This is a genomic window from Mycobacterium sp. 1165178.9 (assembly GCF_001673555.1).
Lineage (GTDB): Bacteria > Actinomycetota > Actinomycetes > Mycobacteriales > Mycobacteriaceae > Mycobacterium.
The window spans coordinates 20,733-40,322 of record NZ_LZMB01000574.1 but is presented as its reverse complement, the minus strand read 5'-3'; the positions used below and the strand labels follow the sequence as shown (position 1 = coordinate 40,322).

Annotated in this window: 17 protein-coding genes and 3 pseudogenes; 15 read left to right on the top strand and 5 right to left on the bottom strand. The window is 66.0% G+C overall.

Features of this window, described 5'->3' with window-relative positions; genetic code table 11:
* The 3 genes from A5652_RS24510 to A5652_RS24500 form a co-directional block, all read left to right on the top strand.
* The coding region (locus tag A5652_RS24510) for a phospholipase D-like domain-containing protein (RefSeq protein WP_067358136.1) at nt 1-1,322 on the top strand (1,322 nt) is incomplete at its 5' end.
* Nucleotides 1,323-1,403: 81 nt separating this feature from the next.
* Nucleotides 1,404-2,267: a phytanoyl-CoA dioxygenase family protein gene (locus A5652_RS24505; RefSeq protein ID WP_067358134.1), complete on the top strand. Its 864-nt coding sequence runs from the start codon at nt 1,404-1,406 to the stop codon at nt 2,265-2,267.
* Nucleotides 2,268-2,346: 79 nt separating this feature from the next.
* Nucleotides 2,347-3,996, top strand: coding sequence for an LCP family protein (locus A5652_RS24500; RefSeq protein ID WP_232001408.1), 1,650 nt, complete (start codon nt 2,347-2,349; stop codon nt 3,994-3,996).
* A 7-nt stretch (nt 3,997-4,003) separates the two neighbouring features.
* Here A5652_RS24500 and A5652_RS24495 read toward each other — a convergent pair.
* A pseudogene (locus A5652_RS24495) lies at nt 4,004-5,575 on the bottom strand (serine hydrolase domain-containing protein).
* 63 nt (nt 5,576-5,638) lie between these two features.
* Here A5652_RS24495 and A5652_RS27250 point away from each other — a divergent pair.
* The 4 genes and pseudogenes from A5652_RS27250 to A5652_RS24480 all read left to right on the top strand — a co-directional run bounded on the left by A5652_RS27250 (nt 5,639) and on the right by A5652_RS24480 (nt 7,668).
* Nucleotides 5,639-6,220: pseudogene (locus A5652_RS27250) on the top strand (M15 family metallopeptidase).
* Between the two features lie 27 nt (nt 6,221-6,247).
* The gene (locus A5652_RS24485) at nt 6,248-6,754 is read left to right on the top strand and encodes a DUF2505 domain-containing protein (RefSeq protein WP_067358127.1); all 507 of its coding nucleotides are present in this window, start codon (nt 6,248-6,250) and stop codon (nt 6,752-6,754) included.
* A gap of 259 nt (nt 6,755-7,013) precedes the next feature.
* Nucleotides 7,014-7,169 carry a hypothetical protein gene (locus A5652_RS28235; RefSeq protein ID WP_197514098.1) on the top strand — a complete coding sequence of 52 codons (156 nt, stop codon included), beginning with the start codon at nt 7,014-7,016 and terminating at the stop codon, nt 7,167-7,169.
* A 61-nt stretch (nt 7,170-7,230) separates the two neighbouring features.
* Nucleotides 7,231-7,668, top strand: a complete 438-nt coding sequence (locus A5652_RS24480; protein ID WP_067358124.1) for a nitroreductase family deazaflavin-dependent oxidoreductase — start codon at nt 7,231-7,233, stop codon at nt 7,666-7,668.
* An 8-nt stretch (nt 7,669-7,676) separates the two neighbouring features.
* On the opposite strand, the gene A5652_RS24475 is transcribed toward A5652_RS24480, so the two are convergent.
* Nucleotides 7,677-9,215 (bottom strand): adenylate/guanylate cyclase domain-containing protein, encoded by a 1,539-nt coding sequence (locus A5652_RS24475; protein WP_067358120.1) that lies wholly within the window; start codon nt 9,213-9,215, stop codon nt 7,677-7,679.
* An 88-nt stretch (nt 9,216-9,303) separates the two neighbouring features.
* On the opposite strand from A5652_RS24475, the gene A5652_RS24470 reads away from it, so the two are divergent.
* Complete coding sequence (locus tag A5652_RS24470) at nt 9,304-9,762, top strand: GAF domain-containing protein (RefSeq protein WP_082984066.1); 459 nt, start codon at nt 9,304-9,306, stop codon at nt 9,760-9,762.
* 22 nt (nt 9,763-9,784) lie between these two features.
* Here A5652_RS24470 and A5652_RS24465 read toward each other — a convergent pair whose 3' ends face one another.
* Nucleotides 9,785-11,122 (bottom strand): adenylate/guanylate cyclase domain-containing protein, encoded by a 1,338-nt coding sequence (locus A5652_RS24465; protein WP_067358112.1) that lies wholly within the window; start codon nt 11,120-11,122, stop codon nt 9,785-9,787.
* A 67-nt stretch (nt 11,123-11,189) separates the two neighbouring features.
* On the opposite strand from A5652_RS24465, the gene A5652_RS24460 reads away from it, so the two are divergent.
* The 7 genes and pseudogenes from A5652_RS24460 (at nt 11,190) to A5652_RS29300 (ending at nt 16,996) form a co-directional block, all read left to right on the top strand.
* Nucleotides 11,190-12,332 carry an acyl-CoA dehydrogenase family protein gene (locus A5652_RS24460; RefSeq protein ID WP_067358161.1) on the top strand — a complete coding sequence of 381 codons (1,143 nt, stop codon included), beginning with the start codon at nt 11,190-11,192 and terminating at the stop codon, nt 12,330-12,332.
* Entirely contained in the window at nt 12,329-13,384 is a 1,056-nt protein-coding gene (locus tag A5652_RS24455) for an acyl-CoA dehydrogenase family protein (RefSeq protein WP_067358109.1), read from the top strand. Before A5652_RS24460 ends, A5652_RS24455 begins: the two co-directional genes overlap by 4 nt.
* Nucleotides 13,381-14,145 (top strand): alpha/beta fold hydrolase, encoded by a 765-nt coding sequence (locus A5652_RS24450; RefSeq protein ID WP_067358106.1) that lies wholly within the window; start codon nt 13,381-13,383, stop codon nt 14,143-14,145. Before A5652_RS24455 ends, A5652_RS24450 begins: the two co-directional genes overlap by 4 nt.
* Nucleotides 14,142-14,897: an enoyl-CoA hydratase/isomerase family protein gene (locus A5652_RS24445; protein WP_067358103.1), complete on the top strand. Its 756-nt coding sequence runs from the start codon at nt 14,142-14,144 to the stop codon at nt 14,895-14,897. Before A5652_RS24450 ends, A5652_RS24445 begins: the two co-directional genes overlap by 4 nt.
* Before the next feature lie 33 nt (nt 14,898-14,930).
* A complete protein-coding gene (locus tag A5652_RS24440; protein ID WP_067358099.1) occupies nt 14,931-15,299 on the top strand; it encodes a VOC family protein in 369 nt (122 codons plus the stop codon).
* Nucleotides 15,296-16,018, top strand: a pseudogene (locus tag A5652_RS29305) (BadF/BadG/BcrA/BcrD ATPase family protein); the annotation flags it as partial. The gene A5652_RS24440 and the pseudogene A5652_RS29305, both read left to right, overlap by 4 nt.
* Nucleotides 16,019-16,117: 99 nt before the next feature.
* A complete protein-coding gene (locus A5652_RS29300; protein ID WP_067358157.1) occupies nt 16,118-16,996 on the top strand; it encodes an N-acetylmuramic acid 6-phosphate etherase in 879 nt (292 codons plus the stop codon).
* A gap of 119 nt (nt 16,997-17,115) precedes the next feature.
* Here the strand turns inward: A5652_RS29300 and A5652_RS24430 are convergent, their stop codons facing one another.
* Nucleotides 17,116-17,757 (bottom strand): AMP-binding protein, encoded by a 642-nt coding sequence (locus tag A5652_RS24430; protein ID WP_197514097.1) that lies wholly within the window; start codon nt 17,755-17,757, stop codon nt 17,116-17,118.
* A gap of 115 nt (nt 17,758-17,872) precedes the next feature.
* Entirely contained in the window at nt 17,873-18,946 is a 1,074-nt protein-coding gene (locus A5652_RS24425; RefSeq protein ID WP_067358092.1) for an ABC transporter ATP-binding protein, read from the bottom strand.
* Nucleotides 18,947-19,590: the final 644 nt, after the last annotated feature.

Here is a 19,590-nt window from a genome sequence, read left to right as displayed (position 1 = left end):
TCATGCTGATCGGCTGGGACTTCGATTCCCGGGTGACGTTCGAGCGGGGCGCGAAGACACTTCCGGGGCCAAACCAGCTGGGCGCGTTCCTCTACTGGATGCTGTGGAAACGGTCGGGTCTGGATATCCACCTGCTGAAGTCCAATCTGCGACTGCTGCCGGCCTTCGACGGCATCTGGTTTGGCCTCACCCCGGTATCGCTGCTGAACCAGATCAGCAGTAGGCGAATGCATCTCGCCATCGACGGCGCCCACCCGATCGGCTCGGTGCATCACCAGAAGATAGTGGTCGTCGACGATGCGGTGGCGTTCTGCGGCGGCATCGACTTGACGCTCGAACGATGGGACACCCGTGCCCACGCCCATCGCAACCAGCACCGCCGGACAGTAGGGCGCGGCTACGGGCCGCGACACGATGTCGGCGTGGCCGTAGACGGTGCGGCGGCCCGGGCCCTGGGCGAGCAGGCCCTGGCCCGGTGGCAGACCGCAACCGAGCAATCGTTATCGCCGGTGGAAGCCAAGCACAGCGCCTGGCCCAGCAAGCTGGAACCGAGCTTGTACAACGTCGACGTCGGCATCGCGCGCACCGTGCCGAAGCTCGAGGATTCCGCCGAGGTCCGGGAGGTGGAGGCGCTCAACCTGGCCGCCATCGCGGCGGCACGGGACACCTGCTATATGGAAAACCAATACCTGGCGTCCCGAACCATCGCCGAAGCGCTGGCTGCGCGCCTGCGCGAAGCCGAGGGTCCAGAGATCGTCATGGTGCTGGCCCGCAGAGGCAATAACCCGCTCGAGCGGGGAACCATGGACAGCGCACGCCACCGCCTCATCCAATTGCTGTGGGAAGCCGACGAGCATGGCCGGTTGGGCGTGTTCTGGCCGGTGACCGACCGCGGTGCGCCGATCTACGTCCATTCGAAGGTGCTGGCGGTCGACGATCGGCTGCTGCGTATCGGCTCCTCGAATTTCAACAACCGCTCAATGGGTTTCGACAGCGAGTGTGACGTCGCGATCGAGGCGCAGCCGGGCGATTCCGAACACGACGAGGTGCGCCGCGAAATCGCTTCAGTGCGAAACGAATTGATGGCCGAGCACCTCGGTGTTTCAGTAAACGAATTGGAAGACGCGATCGGTGAACACCGTTCGGTCTTGAAGGCCATCGAGGCACTTCGGGGTGACGGCAAGACGTTGCGGCCCTTCACCGAGCGCACCATTGCCAACGAGGCGGGTCCGCTGGCCGAGAACGACCTGATGGATCCTGACCACGTGCCCCGGTCACTGACCCGCAGCGTGCAACGGTTCATCACCGGCCTTCGAGGTTGACCGGTCGGCGATTTGTGTGTGGGTTGGCCCGAACTCGGCCTAGTGTGGGCAGAAGCGCCAGTGGACCAAGGACGAGCACCCATGAGCATCGACGACGAACCAGTCACCACGCTGGAGGACCTGCGAAGCGATCTGGCGCAGCGCTACAAGCGGACGCCGACCGGTGGAAGTTCGGTGGACAGCGCGGTCGTCGAGGCCGACTTGGCGGCGCTGGATCGCGACGGCTACGTCATCTGGGAGAACCTGCTCAGCGCCGAGCAATGCTCGCAGATTCGTGCGGCCGTGCGCCCTTGGCTGGGGCACACCGGCCGCAACTCTTTCGAAGGTTTGCGCACCCAGCGCATCTACAGCGTGCTGAGCAGGACCCGGGTGTGCGACCGGCTTGTCGATGAGCCGCGGGTGCTGGCGGTGCTCGATCGGCTGCTGATGCCCAACTACCTGCTTTCGGCGTTGCAGGCCATCAACATTCACCCCGGTGAGGCCGCACAGCTGGCGCATCACGACGACGGCTTCTACCCGATTCCGCGTCCCCGGGCGCCACTCGCCGCCGCGACGATCTGGGCGATCGACGACTTCACCCCCGACAACGGCGCCACCGTCGTCTACCCGGGCAGCCACCGCTGGGGCAAGCGCCGGCCGGGTCCGGACGATCAGGTGCTGCCGGTCGTCATGCCCGCCGGGTCGTGCGTCTTCTTCCTGGGCACGCTGTGGCACGGCGGTGGCGCCAACAACACCGACCAGGAGCGCCTGGCCGTCACCGCTCAGTACTGCCAACCGTGGCTGCGGCCGATGGAGGCCTACACCTTGTCGATATCGCGCGACATCGCCCGAGCGGTCTCCGATGACATTCGCCGGATGCTCGGCTACAGCATTCACCCGCCGTTCGTCGGCTACGTCGACGGTCTGCATCCGTTACGTCTGCTGGAAGCTGACACGCAGTCCTAGCCTGCGTCCGATCAGAAGATAGGGCGCTCAGGCGTTCCGCGGTTTGACGGGCCGCTACCTGGCTATTCTCAGTTCTGCCATGACGCGTCGAGCGGGCCCGCCCGACGAGGAAGAACCAGATTCGCCGACGGCCGGGCCCCGGAATCGCTTGCACCGCAACCACCGGATGGTGGCCGGTGCCAAAATGCTGGCCGCGCTGGCGTCCCTGGTGTTGGTGGCCGCCATCGGCATCGCGTGGCACGCCTACCGCAGCGCCTCAGCGGGCATCACCAGATCCGAGGCATTGGCTGGTGAACCCGTGTCGACCGGAAGCGACCAGAACATCCTGATCATGGGCCTGGATAGCCGCCGCGACCAGCACGGACAGCCGCTGCCACCCGACCTCTATGCCGCGCTGCACGCGGGAGATGAGGATTCCGCAGACGGCGATTCCGACGCGCTCATCGTGGTGCACCTACCCGCCGGCGGCGGTCCGGCCACGGCGATCTCGATCCCCCGCGACGACTATGTCGAGCTGGCCGGATGCCCGACCTCGGATTGCCGCGGCAAGATCAAGGAGGCCTACAGCTTCGCCTACCAACGCGTCATGGCCGGACACGGCTCTGCCGGCTCACAAGCGACTCCGACCCCGCTGCAAGGGCAAGACTCCACCACTAGAGAACAAACGGCGCGGGAGGCGGGCCGCAAAGCCGAAATCAGCACCGTCAAAAATCTCCTGCAAATTCCGATCGATCACTTCGTCGAAGTCACGCTGGCCGGGTTCTTCCAACTCGCACGCGTGGTCGAACCGATCACGGTGTGCCTAAACGCCGACACCTCGGACCGCTACTACTCCGGCGCTGACTTTCGTCGAGGCATGCAACAGATCAACGCAACTCAAGCGTTGGCGTTCGTTCGGCAACGCCGCGACCCCAACGACGCGGCATTCACCGACCTTGATCGAAGCCGGCGCCAGCAGGCCTTCATCGTCTCGGTGGTCAGCGCGATGCGCCGCGGCGGGACGTTGTCGGACCCCACCAAATTGCACGCCCTGCTGGGCGTCGCCAAGCAGAACGTCGCGGTCGACGCCGGGTTCGACTTCGACGATTTCGTTCGCAACGCGTTGGAATTCCCCAATAGGCCAGTCACGCTGTACACGTTGCCGGTCACCAGCTTCGGCGAAATCTCGAACGGCGCCTACGTGAATTTCATTGACATACCCACTATCCGCTCCGTCGCGCACAACCTGGTGGGCACCGATTCCTCGACAACATCCTCGGCCGGCAGCCCTACCCCGGCGGCACAACCGGACAACGGCGCGCAGAGCACCGCCGGCAGCGTCGCGCTCGACGTGGTCAACGCCTCCGGGCGGCAAGGCGAGGCCGCAAGCGTCCAAACGCTCTTAGCGACTGGTCAATTCAGTGAAGGCAAGGTCAGCAGCGCCGGCTCCATCAGCGAGACGAGCAGCATCGCCTACGGGCCCGGCGCGAAGATAGCGGCCACCGAACTCGCCGACCAGTACGACATAACGGCGACCGCATCCGCGACCATCGCCAGCAACACGGTGCAACTGACCGTCGGGACCGATTTCTCCCGGTTTGACCACCACCGCAACTACACGTCGGAATCACCGACCACCACTGCGGCGGCACCCGTCACCACGGTGCCGGCCGCCGGCGCCGGCACACAAGAACCTGCCGTTACCAACCTCTCACGCATGACCGCCGACGGCATTCCTTGCGTGAAATGACAAGAAACTACGGCGTTTTGCGCGGGGTAGGCGCCGATGGCGTGCCCGACGGCGCGGTGTTGTAGAGCTGCAGGGCCTGCGCCGCCGCCGTAGCCACCGCACCCCTGAGATTCGAGATGGGCGGGCTGCCCCGCAGGTGGATTGAGTTCGAGAGCAGAATGACGTAGGTATTTGAGCCTGGGTCCATCCACAGCGTGGTTCCGGTAAACCCGGTGTTGCCGAAGCTGCCGATGGGAAAGACCTTTCCCCGCGGCTTGGAGTAGGCCGTGTCGATGTCCCAGCCAAAGCCGAAGAGGCTTTGCCCCTCGATCGCGGGATAGTGCGCGGCGTGAGATCTTTGAGCGGCACGGTTTGCCGCGTCGACTTGTCCGGCGGTGTGGCCGGGCTGCTGAGGAGTCGTCATCAGCTCGAGAGTTTCTGGCCGCAAGGGAAACTCACTCGGGCGCCCGGCCAGCCGATCAAGCAGCGCTTGCGCAAAGATACTGACGTCGTGCGCCGTCGAGAACAGGCCTGCATTGCCGGCGACTCCCCCCATGCGGCGCGCGGTCGGGTCATGGACCGTACCCCGAAGCAGCGCATAGAAATTGGGATTCTTGCTCGGGTCGTCTCTGCTTTCCTCGTCCCTCGCCGTCGGGGCGATACGTGGCAACAGGGTGGTGTTCCATGTCCCCGCGGGACAATTCATCGGTTCTCCCGCTGGCCGAGCGGGGGCCCAGGCGACAGCCGCCCCGCGCACCACGTGGGGGCCACAGGCTTTGGCCACGGGGAGATAGCGGGTGTCTTGCAGGCCAAGCGGCGAAAACACATTGCGTTGGACGTACGTGTCTTCAGCCTCGCCCGTGGTTTTTTCGAGTAGCGCGCCCAGCAGGATGTAGTTGATGTCGGAGTATCGGAAAAGCTCACCCGGACCGGACTGCAGTGGCGTGGTGAGCGCGCGACGAATGCCTTCCGCTTTGTCGGGTCCGCCCAGCCCCCACGGATCTTGAAGGCTGACGTCGATCCCTTCGCCCGAGAAGTTGGTCAGCAACATGCGAACCGTGACCTGGGCCCGCCGTGGGTCGTTCGTCGCGTTGAAGTCGGGCAGATATTTCTGCACCGGATCATCGAACGCGACCTTGCCCTGTTCGTAGAGCTGCATGATGGCGACCGCCGTTGCGAGGCACTTCGTCAACGAGCCATATCGAAGATCGTGTCCTCGGTCATCGGCTCCGCGGGCCCGGGCGATCCGTCCAGCCCCGGTTCGCCCGGCAGTTTGCGCGACCCGTACGCCTGGTGAAAGACGACGTCGCCGCCGTGCCCGACCACCACCGCCCCGCCCGGCAGCCCGTCTGCCGAGATCGCGTCGTTCATCAGCTTGGAGACGGTTGCGAAGTCAGGTGCGGGCGCCGCGGCCGGGGTCTCCCGCCGCCGGCGCCGGTGCGGGCGCCGGCGCGGGCTGCGGCGGGCGGTCGGCGACGGGTGTGTGTGCCGTAAACGCCCAGGGTGACGCCGCGATGAGGCCGAGCAGCACAATCGCGACCACGACCGTCTTGCGCAGCGAGGTTGGCCGGATCTTCCACCTGCCACTGACCACCGGCATACGGCAAGGGTAGGTCGACGGCCTGACGGCAGGTACTACTACTTCGATTCCGGCGCAAAGCGGCTGTCGCGCAGCAGGTTAGGAGCGGCATGCAGTAGCGTTGTCGCCGGACGTGTCGCGCCGCCCGGTCGCGGCGGTCCAGTCGGTATGGGAGCGAGCGGTGAGGACTCATCCCCATTGATGTCCGGCAGGCGATGGGTCGGCGCGAGCTGGCGGACGGGCTGTCCAGTAGACCCCGCCCAGCTACGACGAGTCGAGGTCGACCACCTCGGTTTCGATGGGCAGACGCACCAGGCTTTCCAATCGAGAAGATCCGGACCGCCGACCAATACACGGCCGCTGACGATGAGCTCTCCATGCAGGACAACACGTCGGCGTTCACTGCCGGGGCATCCCGGGAAGCGATCACTGGTCTCAACACGCTTTGGCCGCGCTATCGACCTCAATCCGCGTCTCAACCCCTGCGTCTACGCCACCGGCACCTTCCAGCCGCAAAACGCGGCGAACTACCTGGACCGCAGCCTGAAGGTGCCCGGACTCCTACACGACGGGGACCCCGTCGTGCGCGCCTTCACGGATCGTGGGTGGCGGTGGGGCGGTCGCTGGACCAGGCCGATCGATTATCAGCATTTCGAGCGGCCCTGAACCGCGACTCTGCAAGAATGCACGGATATGTCGCGCTCATTCGACGTCTCGACCGAGTCACCCGCAAGTGTCGAACAAATCCATGCCGCGTTCGGTCGCGAAGACTATTGGATGGCCCGCATCGCCGATGCCACCAACATCACGTTGGATTCGCTGGTGGTAGACGCCGACGGCACGGTGACAGTGAGCACCACCCAGCATTTCGGTCGTCAACTGTTACCCGGGCTGGTCACCAAACTCATCAAAGGTGACCTCAAGCTCGTGCACACCGAGAAATGGCGACCGGACGGTGACCGGCGGGTGCGCGGGCAAGCCAGCGTCTCGGCGTCCGGCGGATTGGGGACGGGTCACATGGAAACCTGGCTGGCACCGACGGATGACGGCGGTTGCCAACTGCGCTCCGCCGTGCGAGTAGAAGTGAAAATCCCTCTGCTGGGCGGCAAACTCGAGAAGTCCATCGGATCCGATTTGGCCAACGGCATTCCCGAGATACTGCGCTTCACCACGGAGTGGATCACCGAGAACGAGGCGTGATTGATCTTTGATCGCCTGATCGATCAAACCATCGGTCACTGAATCCTTCACCGAATCCGGGCGGCGGCGGGCGCTGCTGCGGCTCAAGGGGAACGTAGTTGACCTTTTGCTTCTACTCGCTGTCAAGGCAATTTGATCATCGACACGTACATCGCAACCATCGGCCGAACGGGAAGAAGTCCACGTCGCCGCGCTGGCTGTCGAGAACATCGCCCGAGCCGAGGGCTGATGTTCGCCCGAGATAAGAGACAATCGCCTCATGCCCGGTGAACCCCAACACCCGCCGGCCGCCCCACAACCGAAAAGGGTGCACGTCACCCCCGAGGACGTGGAGAGGTTCGGCGACGAGGAGCAGATGCGCGAGGCGTCAGACGAACGCCGCCTGCGTGACGAGCAACCGCCGCACCACCACTAGCCCGACGCGCCTCGTGGGAGGCACTGGCGAAGCCCGCCGCCGCTGAGTGAGACTGGTAGCCATGAGTCTCGTGGAAAAGGTCTTCTCTCAGGTCCTGCGGGCCCACGACACGGTCTATCAGAAGACGAACGGCTGGATCGGTCACCGCACGCTGTGGATACCGAGCCTGCTATTGCATACGGTCGGCGCGAAGACCGGTAAACAACGCACGACGTCGCTGACCTACGCACGCGACGGTGACAACTATCTGATTGTCGCCTCCAAAGGCGGTGCGCCCCAGGCTCCTGGCTGGTACCACAACCTGAAGGCCCATCCCGACGTCGAGATCAACGTCGGCCCAAGGCGTTTCCCCGTCACCGCAAAGCCGGTGGTGTCCGGTGATCCGGATTACCAGCGGCTGTGGCAGATCGTCAACAAGAACAATCAAAACCGCTACAACGAGTACCAGAAGAAGACGTCGCGCCCGATCCCCGTCATCGTCCTGGCCCCGAGAGGCTAGGACAACCGCTAGGCGCGGAACTCAGGCGGGGTGGGCTCTCCTAGGGCGAGAGCGAATACCCGCACCTCGGCCGACTTGCCTTTCAAAGCGTGCGCTCCGCGATCGAGGAGTCCGGGCGGCCGGCAAGTCAGCGCGTCCACGCACGAACCGGTGAGAAGGATGGCGTCGCCGGTGGCCTTGGTGAGTTGCTCGACGCGGGCGGCGACGTTGACCGTGTCACCGATCAGGGTGAACTCCAGCTTGCTTCCGCCGCCGATGGTTCCAGCGATCACCCTCCCGGTGTTGATGCCGATGCCTATCCGAAGCTCGCCGCCGAATCGCTCGGCCACAAGGCGCTGGATCAGCACCGCCACGGCCACCGCCGCATCGGCATGATCGACGAGGTCGTTGGGGGCGCCGAATACGGCCAGCGCTCCGTCGCCGAGGAACTTGTTGACGTGCCCACCGGCGTCGACGACGGCGGGCACGACGATTTCGAACAGCGCGTTGAGCCGGGCGACGGTGTCCTCGGCGGAGTTCGCCTCGGCGAACGGGGTGAAGTCACGGATATCGACGAACATCACGCTCACCTCGCGACGCTCCCCGGTGAACACGTCGTCGCCCTGCTCGAGCAGCCGCGCAGCGAGGGCCGGATCGACGTAGGTGCCGAACGCGGCCTGAAGCCGTTGTCGCTCAGCCAATCCCGTCTGCATGCGATTGAATGATGCGGCCAGAGCGCCCAGGTCGTCGTCCTGGACGACCGGCAAGCGTTGGCTATAGTCCCCCGCCGCAACACGTTCGGCGCCTCTAGCGAGGTCGCGAACAGGTTGCAGAGAGTGTGAAAACCCGATACCGACCGTGACCGGCACTGCGAAAACCAGCGTCAACACGCATCCGATCGCGGCGGACAGGATCGGCGCATCGCTGACCGGGTTGAGCACCGTCGCGAACATAGCGCCAGCAACGGCGTAGCCGAACGCGGCCGCAAGCATGGACACGTTCGAGCGAGTGGCAAAACTCGGACGCGAGTGCGGCAAGGAGTCCCCGATCCCGGTGTCGCCGGCCAGGGCGATCCTGACCGGACGTTGCATCGCCTCCAGGATGCTGTGATAAGCAATCAGCTGCACCGCTATTCCGACGACGGCGCCGCGGATCCCGTATTGCACCAACCGGGTCCACGCCGCTCCGCCGATCGCGCCGACGGCAACCGATAGCGCAGCGGCCCAGACGCCGGTCGCCCAGACCGTCAAGACCGACGATCTGCGGCTGTAGCGGTAGGTCTCCTCGAGTGCGGCCGCTCGATCGATTTCACGACCGGCTGCCCACTGCCCCATGAAGCGAATCCATTGGCGGCCCGGAAAGACCATGATGCACACGAGTACCACCACGGCGACAACGGTGACGGCGATCGCGTCAACGTATCGTCCGGACTTCTCCGACGCGACGATTGGCAGAGTTATGAACACGGAGTAAACGGGAAGCGAAACGAGATACGCGGCCACGCATAACGCCCACCAGTAGTACCTCGCCCCGTACCGATCCCACGCCCACTGCCAGATGCGATCCATGTCGGGAGATTAAAACGTCGTCAGGCGCGCTGTGCAGGAAAGGGCCCGCATCGGGTCGGCTGCAGGGTCGAGGCGCACGATGTCTCTCATGGTCGCCGTCTACCGCGCGCCGATGCGTTCGCGCAACGATGCCGTCGAGCCGCAAGCCGCCATCGATCGCGCTCGCCGGCTCGGCGTGTGCGGATTCGGTCGACTTGTGAGCAATTCGGGCGAAGAGGAGCGACTTGTCCATCGGGTCGCCCGATTCGCCGAGCTCGACGAAGGTTCGTTTGTGTGGACCCGCGACACCAGCGGGTGGTTCTGGCTGGGCCGCATCTCCGGGCCCTACGTCTACGACGCCGACGAGACCGCTGCGGCGGTGGATTTGGTGCACATACGACCCTGCGAGTGGCTGTCCACGCCGATCCTGGAACACGATGTGCCGGCCGCCGTCGTCGCCACATTCCGTCGCGGCGGACGGAACTTCCAGGAAATCCACCACCCCTCGATCGGGGTTGACACACAGGCGATTTGGGATTCCCGGACGGATCAGTCCGCGGAGAACTGAGCGCGTGGATTACCCGTAGCCGTCAACCTTCGACGGCGAACAGCGCCCACTCGCCGGCCACGCCCTTGAGGGTGTGCGCGCCGCGAGCGGTGAAGCCAAGACCCGACCCGGCGACCAGATCGACGACGATGCGCGAGACGAGCACCTCGCCCGCACCGGCCGCCGCTGCCACCCGCGCGGCGATGTGAACGGCGATGCCGCTGATGTCGTCGTCGCGCAACTCCACCTCGCCCGTGTGTACGCCCGCCCGCACCTCAAGACCCAGGCTGCGCAGCACGTCGCGGATCGCCGCGGCACACCGGATCGCCCGGGCGGGCCCGTCGAACCGGGCGAGGAAGCCGTCGCCCGTCGTGTTGACCTCACGGCCCTGGAAGCGTGCGAGTTGGCGCCGTACCTGGGCGTCGTGCCTGCCCAGCAGCTCCTTCCAGCGCCGGTCACCAAGCTCGACCGCTCGCTTCGTGGAGTCGACGATGTCGGTAAACAGCACCGTGGCCAGGACCCGCTCGACCGCGGGCTGCGGCCGGACGCCGGTGAGGAACTCTTCGATCTCGTCGAGCAGGGCATCGGCGTCGCCCGTGAAGAACAGGTGGTCGGTGCCGTCGACCTCGACGAATTTCGCCCCGGGGATGCGTTCGGCGAGGTAGCGACCCATCTCCAGCCTCACCATCTGGTCGTCGCGCCGGTGGAGTACGAGCGTCGGCGCCTGGATCGTGGGCAGCACGTCGCGGATGTCCAGCTGCGGATAGAGCGCGAAGATGTTACGGACCATGCCCGGGCTGGCGGCCACCCGCTGCAGCCGCGCCCACCACCGCCGGAAAGCGGCATCGCCCCGTCGGCTCGGAGCCCATGCACCCAATCCGACGCCCTCACCCCAGCCGTTGGCACTCACCTCGACCAACGCCGACAGCTGCTCCTCGGTGACGCCGAGCGGGTAGTCACTCGCTTCGAGCAGGCGGGAGAACGTGCCATATAAGGCAAGCGCGTTCACGCGCTCGGGATGGCCGGCCGCCGTCAGCATCGCCATCGTGCCGCCCTCCGAAACGCCGACGAGGTCGGCGCGTTCACATCCGGCCGCGTCCATGACCGCGCGCAGGTCGTCGACGGACTCTTCAAGCGTCGGCGCGTGCATGACCGGATCCGAAAGGCCGGTGCCCCGCTTGTCGAAGGTGACGACGCGACGATAGGACGCGAGCCGCGAGTAGAAGTGAACGGCCGACGGCTCTTCCCACATGATGTCGAGGTGTGAGATGAAGCCGGGGGCGACGACAAGGTCGGGGCCCTCTCCCGTCACCGAGTACGCGATGTTCAGGCCACCACTCTTGGCATAGTGGATGTCCGGCGCGCTGCCCGCGACGTTCATGGTCGAACCTTACGCCTGCATGGCGGTACCTTTCCTCGCTTCGCAGTGGGTGGCTAGCCTGCCACGTATGGTCACGTCGCCTGCCGCGCTCACCGGCGCAGAGCTGGAATTGCGGCAACGCGTTCGGGCATTCCTGGCCGAGGAGCTGCCCTGGGGGACGTTCGAGCCTGGCCTCGGCATGAGCGCCGAGGTGAATCCGCAGTTCTCCGCCGCGTTGGGCAAGCGTGGCTGGATCGGCATGGCCGTCCCGGCCCGTTATGGCGGCCACGACGCCACCGCCGTCGACCGCTTCGTCGTCGTCGAAGAACTGCTGCGCTGGGGCGCGCCCGTTGGGCATCACTGGGTGGCCGACCGACAGATCGCCCAGGTGCTCCTTCGTTACGGCACTGAGGAACAGAAGCAATGGCTGTTGCCGCGAATCTGCCACGGCGAGTTGTGTTTTTGCATCGGCATGAGCGAGCCCGACGCTGGAAGCGACCTCGCGTCGGTCCGCACGAAGGGTGTGCGCGACACGAACGGCTGGCGGGTGTCGGGGGTCAAGGTGTGGACAAGCAACGCCATGCGCGCCGACTTCATGATCGCGCTGTGCCGAACCGGCGACGGTGAACGGCACGCGGGGCTCAGCCGATTCCTGATCGATATGCGCAGCCCCGGCGTGACGGTCAAGCCGATCCCCTTCCTGAATGGCAGCACCGACCACTTCGCCGAGGTACTTCTGGACGAGGTCCTGGTTTCCGACGAGATGGTGATCGGCGAAATCGGGCAGGGCTGGGCACAGAACGCCGACGAGTTGGCCTTTGAGCGCAGCGGCCCCGATCGCTGGATCTCGACGTTCCTGCTCGTCCAGGAGTTCATCCGCGAACACCCGGACCTGGCGACCAGTCGCGAAGGCAGCCGGCTGATCGGCGAGCTCGCGGCCCAATACTGGGTGTTACGCCGGCTCTCGCTGACAGTGGCCCGGGCGATCGACGCCGGTGACACCCCCGCGGCCGAGGCGGCGCTCATTAAGGAGATGGGGACCCGGTTCGAACAAGACGTCGTGCGCGCGCTGCGAGAGTTGTTGGACCGCGAGCTCGTGTGCGGCCTGGAGCCGGAGCCGTCGTTGTTCGAACGGTTGTTGCGTCGCGCCGCGCTGGATGCGCCGTCGTTCACTATCCGGGGCGGCACCACTGAGGTGCTGCGCTCCGTCGCCGCCAAAGGATTGTCGTGAGCGACAACGAGCTGTACACCGCCGCCGACAAGCTGTTTGCCACGCACAGCCGTTGGGAGGACGTTGGCCACGCCGACACCACCGGCTGGGCACCACAGCTATGGAACGCATTGCAGCAGAACGGGTTCAGCGAAGTCCCGGTTCCCGAGGAACTGGGTGGAGCCGGGGGTGGCGTCGCCGACGCGATCGAATTGCTCCGCGCCGCGGGAGCGCACGCGGCGCCGGTGCCCCTGGCCGAAGCCGGACTGGTCGGCGGGTGGCTATTGGCATCTGCCGGTCTCGCGCTGCCCAAGGGCATTCGCACGGTCCTGCCACCCGGCGCGACGCTCCGTCTCGACGGTGACCGCCTGTTCGGTACGGCGCCGGCCGTAGCGTGGGGTCACCGCGCCGAGCATGTCATCGGACTCGTCGACGGCGTCGTGGTGCTCGCCCCCGGACCGGCCACCTCATCAGGAGGCCCGGCCGTCCGTCGCGGGGTAAACCTCGCCGAAGAGCCCCGTGACACAGTACTTTTCGATGCTGTTCCGGTAACCGCACGTGCAGACGCACCCGATTCGGTCACCGAACAATCGCTATGGGAGCGCACCGCGCTGGGCCGTGCCGCGCTGATGACGGGCGCGGTAAATGCCGTGGCGGCAATGACATTGCGCTACAGCGGCGAACGTGAGCAATTCGGCCGCCCCATCGGTCGGTTCCAAGCCGTTCAAGCCCATTTGGTCACCATCCACCAGCAGGCCGCAGTGGTCGCGTCGGCCCTCGACGGCGCGGTCGAAGCGGTCGAACTCGGCAGGGGTGGATTCGAAATCGCTTGCGCCAAAATGCTCGCCGACCGGGCCGCTCAATTGGTGACGGCGGCCGCCCACCAGACGCATGGCGCTATCGGCATGACGAAGGAGTATCCGTTGCATTACCTGACCCGTCGGCTCTGGGCATGGCGAGACGAAGCCGGGGGGCATCACCGCTGGGCGGAGCGACTCGGGGCGGCACTGGTCGCCGGTGGCCCCGACGCTCTGTACCCGGCCATTCAGTCTGGGTCGGAGGTGGTGTCGTGAACCGGCTCCAGCGCCCAGACGGGGTCACGCTGGCTTATCAGGTGCACAACCCGGACGCGCCGGGCTTGCCGCTGTTGCTCACACACGGTTTCGGCGCCACCGCGGCCATGTGGAACCCCAACATCGATGCCTTGAGCGTCGACCGGCCGGTCATCGTCTGGGACCAGCGCGGTCATGGCAGCAGCGACGCACCCGAGGACATGGAGCGCTACACCGAGCAGATCAGCATCGCCGACATGGCGGCCATTCTCGATGCCGCAGGTGCCGATCGCGCCGTACTCGGCGGAATGTCCCTGGGCGGCTACCTATCCCTGGCCTTCCACCTCGTCCATCCGCAGCGCGTGGCCGCGCTGGTGCTGGTCGACACGGGGCCGGGTTATCGCAACGACGACGCGCGCGACAAATGGAACGCGTGGGTGGAACGACGCGCTCGAGAACTTGAGCGCGGCGAAGGGCGCGCCGAGGCCTCGGTGGAAGTCGCTCAGGCATTGCATGCGCATCCCGAGGGGCTGCCGCGCGCTGCCCGCGGTGTGATGGCCCAAAAGGACGCTCGCGTGATCACATCGCTCGACAGCATCACGGTCCCCACGTTGGTGGTCGTCGGCGCCCAAGACGCCGACTTTCTGGCCCCGGCCGACTACATGCACCGCAAGATCGCCAATTCCCGCAAACTCGTCATCGACAACGCGGGGCATGCGGCGAATATGGACCAGCCCGAGACATTCAATGCCGCGGTGCGCGAACTTTTGGAACAGCTATGACTGATGTGACCATCGAATTCGTCGGCCACGTGGCCATGGTGGAGATCCATCGGCCGCCGAACAACTACTTCGACACCGCTTTGATCACGGGCATCGCCGACGCCTACGAGCGACTGGACGACGACATCGAGTGCCGTGCGATCGTGTTGTGCGCGGAGGGAAAGCACTTCTGCGCGGGCGCCGACTTCTCCCAGCCCGCCGATAATCGCTCGTTGCCTGGCGAACTCTACGTCCAGGCCATCCGCTTGTTCCGCGCCCGCAAGCCGGTTGTCGCGGCGGTGCAGGGCGCCGCGGTCGGCGGCGGGCTCGGGCTTGCCCTCAGCGCGGACTTCCGAGTGGCGGCGCCTTCCTCGAAATTCGCGGCCAACTTCAGCCGGCTCGGGTTTCATCCCGGCTTCGGGATCACCGCCACGTTGCCGCGTGTCGTCGGGCAGCAAAAAGCGCTCGAGTGGGCGCTCACCGGTGAGCGTTTCGGTGGTGAAGTCGGCTATGCGGCGGGGTTGTTCGATGAACTGGCCGCTGACGGCGATGTTCGGCCGGCGGCGATTCGGTTCGCCGAGCGCATCGCCGCTTCGGCTCCTCTGGCGCTGACGAGCATCCGTGCCACGATGCGCGCCGGCCTCGCCGAGGCCGTCGCAGCGGCCACCACCCACGAACTCGAGGAACAAACCCGCCTTGCGGCGACCGCCGACTTCCGCGAAGGCGTGACGGCGGCGGCCCAGCGCCGCGCTCCGACATTCACCGGTCGCTGAACCTTCACCGCGCGAACCGATACCGTGCATTGCATGGTGCGTTTGGACTACGTCATCCACTATGTCGAGTCGCTCAACCGGTCGGTGGCTTTTTACCGCGACGTGATCGGGCTTCGGGTGCGCATCGAGGGCGACGGCTATGTCGAGTTCGAAATGGAGAACACGAAGTTCTCGCTTTTCGAACGCTCGAAGCTGCCGGAGCTCATCGGTCGCGACGGCGGAAACCCTCCCTGCGGTGAGATCGGCTTCCTGATCGATGACGTAGATGCGGAAGCGGAACGGCTGAGAGAGCTCGGAGTCGAGATCCTGCGCGGACCGGTGGATCGACCATGGCGGGAACGGACGCTGCACGTCGCTGACCCGGACGGCAACATCGTCGAATTCGCACAGAAGCTGCGATGATCCTCGCCGTCGATCTCGGCAAGACGTCCTGTCGGGCCGCGGCTGGCAGCCGGAGGGTAATGGGTGCGGGCGCGCCGGGGCTTGCGACGCCCGGCGGCGTGCGGGCCGCGGAGGCGGCGATCGTGGCCGTAACGCGAGATTTCGGCCCCTTCGACGAGGTGGTCGTGGGTGCCGCAGGGGCCCTGGCGGCGCCCGATGCGGCGCGCGCACTGGGCGGCGCTCTGCTGAAATCGCTTCAGGCGCAACGTATCACGATGACCAGTGACGCGGTGATTGCGCACGCGGGCGCGCTGAATGGGCAGCCGGGCGTCGTGCTGATCGCGGGCACCGGCGTGGTGGCGCTCGCGATCGACGCGAACGGCGCGCTGCGGACCGCCGACGGCTGGGGCCCGTGGCTGGGCGACGAGGGCGGGGGGACGTGGATCGGCGCCGCAGGGCTGCGCGCAGCCCTGCGCGGCCATGACGGCCGCGGGCCGTCCACCGCCCTGCTCGACGCCGCCCGCGCCCGCTTCGGCGCGCCGGCGACCTGGCCCGCGCAGCTCACCGACGCCGCCGCACTCGCGTCCTTCGCGCCCGACGTGATTGCTGCGCAGGGCGACGCCGCGGCGCTCGCGATCATCAGCGCCGCCGCCGAGGCGCTCGCCGCGACCGCCCGCGCGGCCGGGGATGGCCCGGTGGCGATGGTCGGCGGACTGGCGCGGATCGAAGCGCTGCGCGAGCGGCTCGACCTCATCCCTGCCGCCGGCGACGGGCTCGAAGGCGCGCTGCGGCTCGGAGCGATCCACGAGCCGCACCTGATCCGGATCCGGGCCGCCGGTGTGACGCACGGCCTCGATGCGCTCGCCACCGAAGCCGTGCGACCAGGCCTGGACGACCTCGACGCGCGGCCCATCGCGGAGGTCGTCGCGCTCCTCGTCGCCGCCGAGGGCGAGGCGCATGGCGCGGTGTCGGCGGCGGTGCCGCGGATCGCGGCGGCCGCCGAGGCGATCGCCGCGCGGCTCGAACACGGCGGCCGCCTGATCTACGCCGGCGCCGGGACACCCGGCCGGCTCGGGGTGCTCGACGCGGCCGAGTGTGGACCGACGTTCGGCACCGACCTGGTGTGCGGCGTGATCGCCGGCGGACCAACGGCTTTGACCGAGGCGATAGAAAACGCGGAGGACGCATTCGACGTCACCGATCTCGGGGGCCTGACCGCCGCCGACGCCCTCGTCGGGATCACGGCGTCCGGCCGCACGCCATACGTGCTGGGAGCGCTTGAGCACGCGCGCGCGGTGGGTGCTTTGACGGTCGCGATAGTCAACAATCCGAGCAGCGAGGCCTCTGCCGACGTGGTGATCGAGCTGCTGACCGGGCCCGAGGTGCTCGCCGGGTCCACGCGGCTCACCGCGGGGACGGCGCAGAAGGTCGTGCTCAATGCGCTTTCGACGAGCGTGATGATCGCCCTCGGCAAGGCCTATGGGCCGCGGATGGTCGACGTGCGCGCGACCAATGCGAAGGTGCGCCGCCGCGCGGTGCGGATCGTGCGCGACGTGGCCGGCGTCGACGAACAGACCGCGGCCGCCGCGCTCGCCGCCGCCGGAGGTCACGCCAAGACCGCGATCGTCGCCCTGCTCGCGGGCGTCGACGCGACCGAGGCCGCCGCCAGGCTCGACCGGGCGCGGGGACGCGTGCGGGACGCGCTAGGTGGGACATGAGCGTGGTCCATATGCCCGAATACATTCAGCTACAGCAGGTTTCAGGTGCTCGCCGAACTCAATGCGTCAGGTCGCGGTCACCGGCGTCCACCTTAAGCAGCGCGCGATACATGAGGCCCTCATCGCGGAAACCAAACAGGCTCCTGGGCGCTGGTGCAGCTGCTGTACAACTGAAAGTGTGTGAGCTCAGCGCCGTCGGGTTTGCCGCTACCGCCGCTGGTGTACACGATGACCGCCGTGTCGTCGGCATCGGTCGGCTCGATCTCTTTGGTGTCTTCGGCGAAATACAGCTCATCGAAATGATGTGTGCCCGCGGGCAGTTGGGCGTTCATCGGCGCCTTTACCACATACGTTGGCAGCCCATCGATTTCGGCGGCGCCGCGGAGAGCCTCTCCAGCCGAGGTCTCGAAGGTGATCAGCAGTCGCGCGCCACAATTGGCGAGGCGGTAAAAGATCTCAGGCGCGCGCAGTAGCGGGTTCAGCCGCACCAGCACCGCACCGACTTTCAGAATGCCGAAATAGGCGAACAAGAAATGGGGCATGTTGGGTAGGTGCACCGCCACCTTGTCACCGCGACGCACGCCCAGGGCACGCAGACTGGTGGCGATCCGACCGGAGAGCTCGTCGACCTGAGCGTAGCTGAAGGTCTGCTCCCCGAGATGGCAGAGCGGTTTATGGGGATGGGCATTTGAAGATTCACGAAGGATGGCGGCGAGGTTGAAGCTCATTGCGCGCTCCTGTCGTAAACCGAACGCGGGCATGCGCCCGAACAGCGGCCGGTGTGCCGGCACATCGGCGAAGAGTGCAGTGTCGAAATGTGCTGTCGCATCGCAGTTGGTCCGCCCCAGACACCGACCGGCATAGCGCTTTGCCCGCTCAACGCCTGTGTGCGGCAGTGGTCGATGGCGTATCTGTGTCCTCGCGCCCGCGCCCGCCTGATTCGTCGCCGGACTGGCCGGACTGGTGGTTGTGGGTGCCTTCGAGGTCCTCGCGGATCGCCGCCTGCGCGTTCTTCGGTAGCGTGGGCAGGATTTCACGCACCCGGGCACGGCGACGCTCGATGGCTTTGCGTTCCGGCATGCCGGGTGTGGCGGTAATCTGCGGCGGCATGCCCTCGATGTCCTCTACACCACCGGCGTGGTGGCCGGCGTCGACCTGGGCCTGCTCTTCAGCCATCGTCGCCTCGTCCTTCTCCTCCGACATGCCGATGGGCCCGAGGCGGCGGCCATTGAGGAACTGCCCCACAACCGGTTCGTCGCTCGTCAGCAGCACTTCTCGTGGGCCGAACATGACCAGGTGCTTTCGGAACAGCATTCCGATGTTGTCCGGCACAGTGCGTGCGACGTTGATGTTGTGCGTCACGATCAGGATCGTGGCGTCAGTTTGCGCGTTGATGTCGAGGATTAGCTGGCTCAGGTAGGCGGTGCGGACGGGGTCCAGGCCGGAGTCGGGCTCGTCGCAGAGGATGATCTCCGGGTCGAGCACCAGCGAGCGGGCCAGGCCGGCGCGCTTTTTCATACCGCCGGAGATCTCGCCGGGCAACTTCTTCTCGTCGCCGCCCAAGCCCACCAGCTCGAGTTTCTCCATGACGATGTCATGGATCTCGCTTTCCTTCTTGTTGGTGTGCTCGCGCAGCGGGAACGCCGTGTTGTCGTACAGGTTCATCGAGCCGAACAGCGCGCCGTCCTGGAACATGACGCCGAACAACCTGCGGATCTCGTAGAGCTCTTTCGCCGTGCTCTTCATGATGTCGCTGCCGTCGATGATGATCTTGCCCTGCTCCGGCAGCAGCAACCCGATCAATGACTTCAAAAAAACCGACTTGCCGGTGCCGGACGGGCCTATCAGCCCGCTCACCTCACCTGCAGGGATGTCCAGCGTGACGTCTTCCCACACCCGCGCAGAGCCGAATGACTTGCTCAGCCCCTCGACTGAAATTCCTATGCCCATCTTTGATCCTCCGGGACCGTCAATTTCGGGCCACCACAATCGATGGTCAAAGAACTGGGATATCCGTTTAACCGCCGCGCAACCGCACTGAGCCGAGAATTCTCGGAATGATGGCCGCAAACGCTGGATGGAACCGCCAAACCCACAGCGGTGTTAACCGATGACGCGAAGGCCCGATCTCCAAGGCTCATCAGAGATTCTTCGATCCTTGCCGCCTCAAAATATTCCCATCCCTGCATCCAGCGAGACTTGGCCGGTAGCAATTTCGAAAAGCATTCGGGCCGAGGGAAATACATGTCGGGTCATGGGGACGCGCTAGCCGCTCGATCAATGCGAATCTATGAGTCGGGATCGAACAACGTCGACTGATGGGAAAGACCCCATCGGGTTTTGCGCGTGGGTGCGAACGGGTCGGTGAGCAACTCCAATACCCGGGCGGATTGTCGCTGGGGTGATCGCCGGTCTGTTCGCCCTTGGGCTGGCAATTCATTTTTGGCCGGTGGTCCTGTGCTTAGCCGTCCTGGCCGGCGTGGGCTACCTCGGATACCCTGCCTACCAATGCGCCGCCGAGCAGCGTAACGAGCAAATTCCTCAGGCATTTACGCATACCCGCCTCGCCTGATCTGATCTCGCCAGAAGGCCGG

Excerpts from the sequence above, each read along its gene's own strand:
- A5652_RS24475 (WP_067358120.1), bottom strand. The coding sequence starts at position 9,215 with ATGGATCGCATCTGGCAGTGGGCGTGGGATCGGTACGGGGCGAGGTAC.
- A5652_RS24465 (WP_067358112.1), bottom strand. The coding sequence starts at position 11,122 with ATGAACGTCGCGGGCAGCGCGCCGGACATCCACTATGCCAAGAGTGGT.
- A5652_RS24440 (WP_067358099.1), top strand. The coding sequence starts at position 14,931 with ATGGTGCGTTTGGACTACGTCATCCACTATGTCGAGTCGCTCAACCGG.
- A5652_RS24445 (WP_067358103.1), top strand. The coding sequence starts at position 14,142 with ATGACTGATGTGACCATCGAATTCGTCGGCCACGTGGCCATGGTGGAG.
- A5652_RS24430 (WP_197514097.1), bottom strand. The coding sequence starts at position 17,757 with ATGCCCGCGTTCGGTTTACGACAGGAGCGCGCAATGAGCTTCAACCTC.
- A5652_RS28235 (WP_197514098.1), top strand. The coding sequence starts at position 7,014 with ATGCCCGGTGAACCCCAACACCCGCCGGCCGCCCCACAACCGAAAAGG.
- A5652_RS24460 (WP_067358161.1), top strand. The coding sequence starts at position 11,190 with ATGGTCACGTCGCCTGCCGCGCTCACCGGCGCAGAGCTGGAATTGCGG.
- A5652_RS24480 (WP_067358124.1), top strand. The coding sequence starts at position 7,231 with ATGAGTCTCGTGGAAAAGGTCTTCTCTCAGGTCCTGCGGGCCCACGAC.
- A5652_RS24425 (WP_067358092.1), bottom strand. The coding sequence starts at position 18,946 with ATGGGCATAGGAATTTCAGTCGAGGGGCTGAGCAAGTCATTCGGCTCT.
- A5652_RS24485 (WP_067358127.1), top strand. The coding sequence starts at position 6,248 with ATGTCGCGCTCATTCGACGTCTCGACCGAGTCACCCGCAAGTGTCGAA.
- A5652_RS24500 (WP_232001408.1), top strand. The coding sequence starts at position 2,347 with ATGACGCGTCGAGCGGGCCCGCCCGACGAGGAAGAACCAGATTCGCCG.
- A5652_RS24505 (WP_067358134.1), top strand. The coding sequence starts at position 1,404 with ATGAGCATCGACGACGAACCAGTCACCACGCTGGAGGACCTGCGAAGC.
- A5652_RS24470 (WP_082984066.1), top strand. The coding sequence starts at position 9,304 with ATGGTCGCCGTCTACCGCGCGCCGATGCGTTCGCGCAACGATGCCGTC.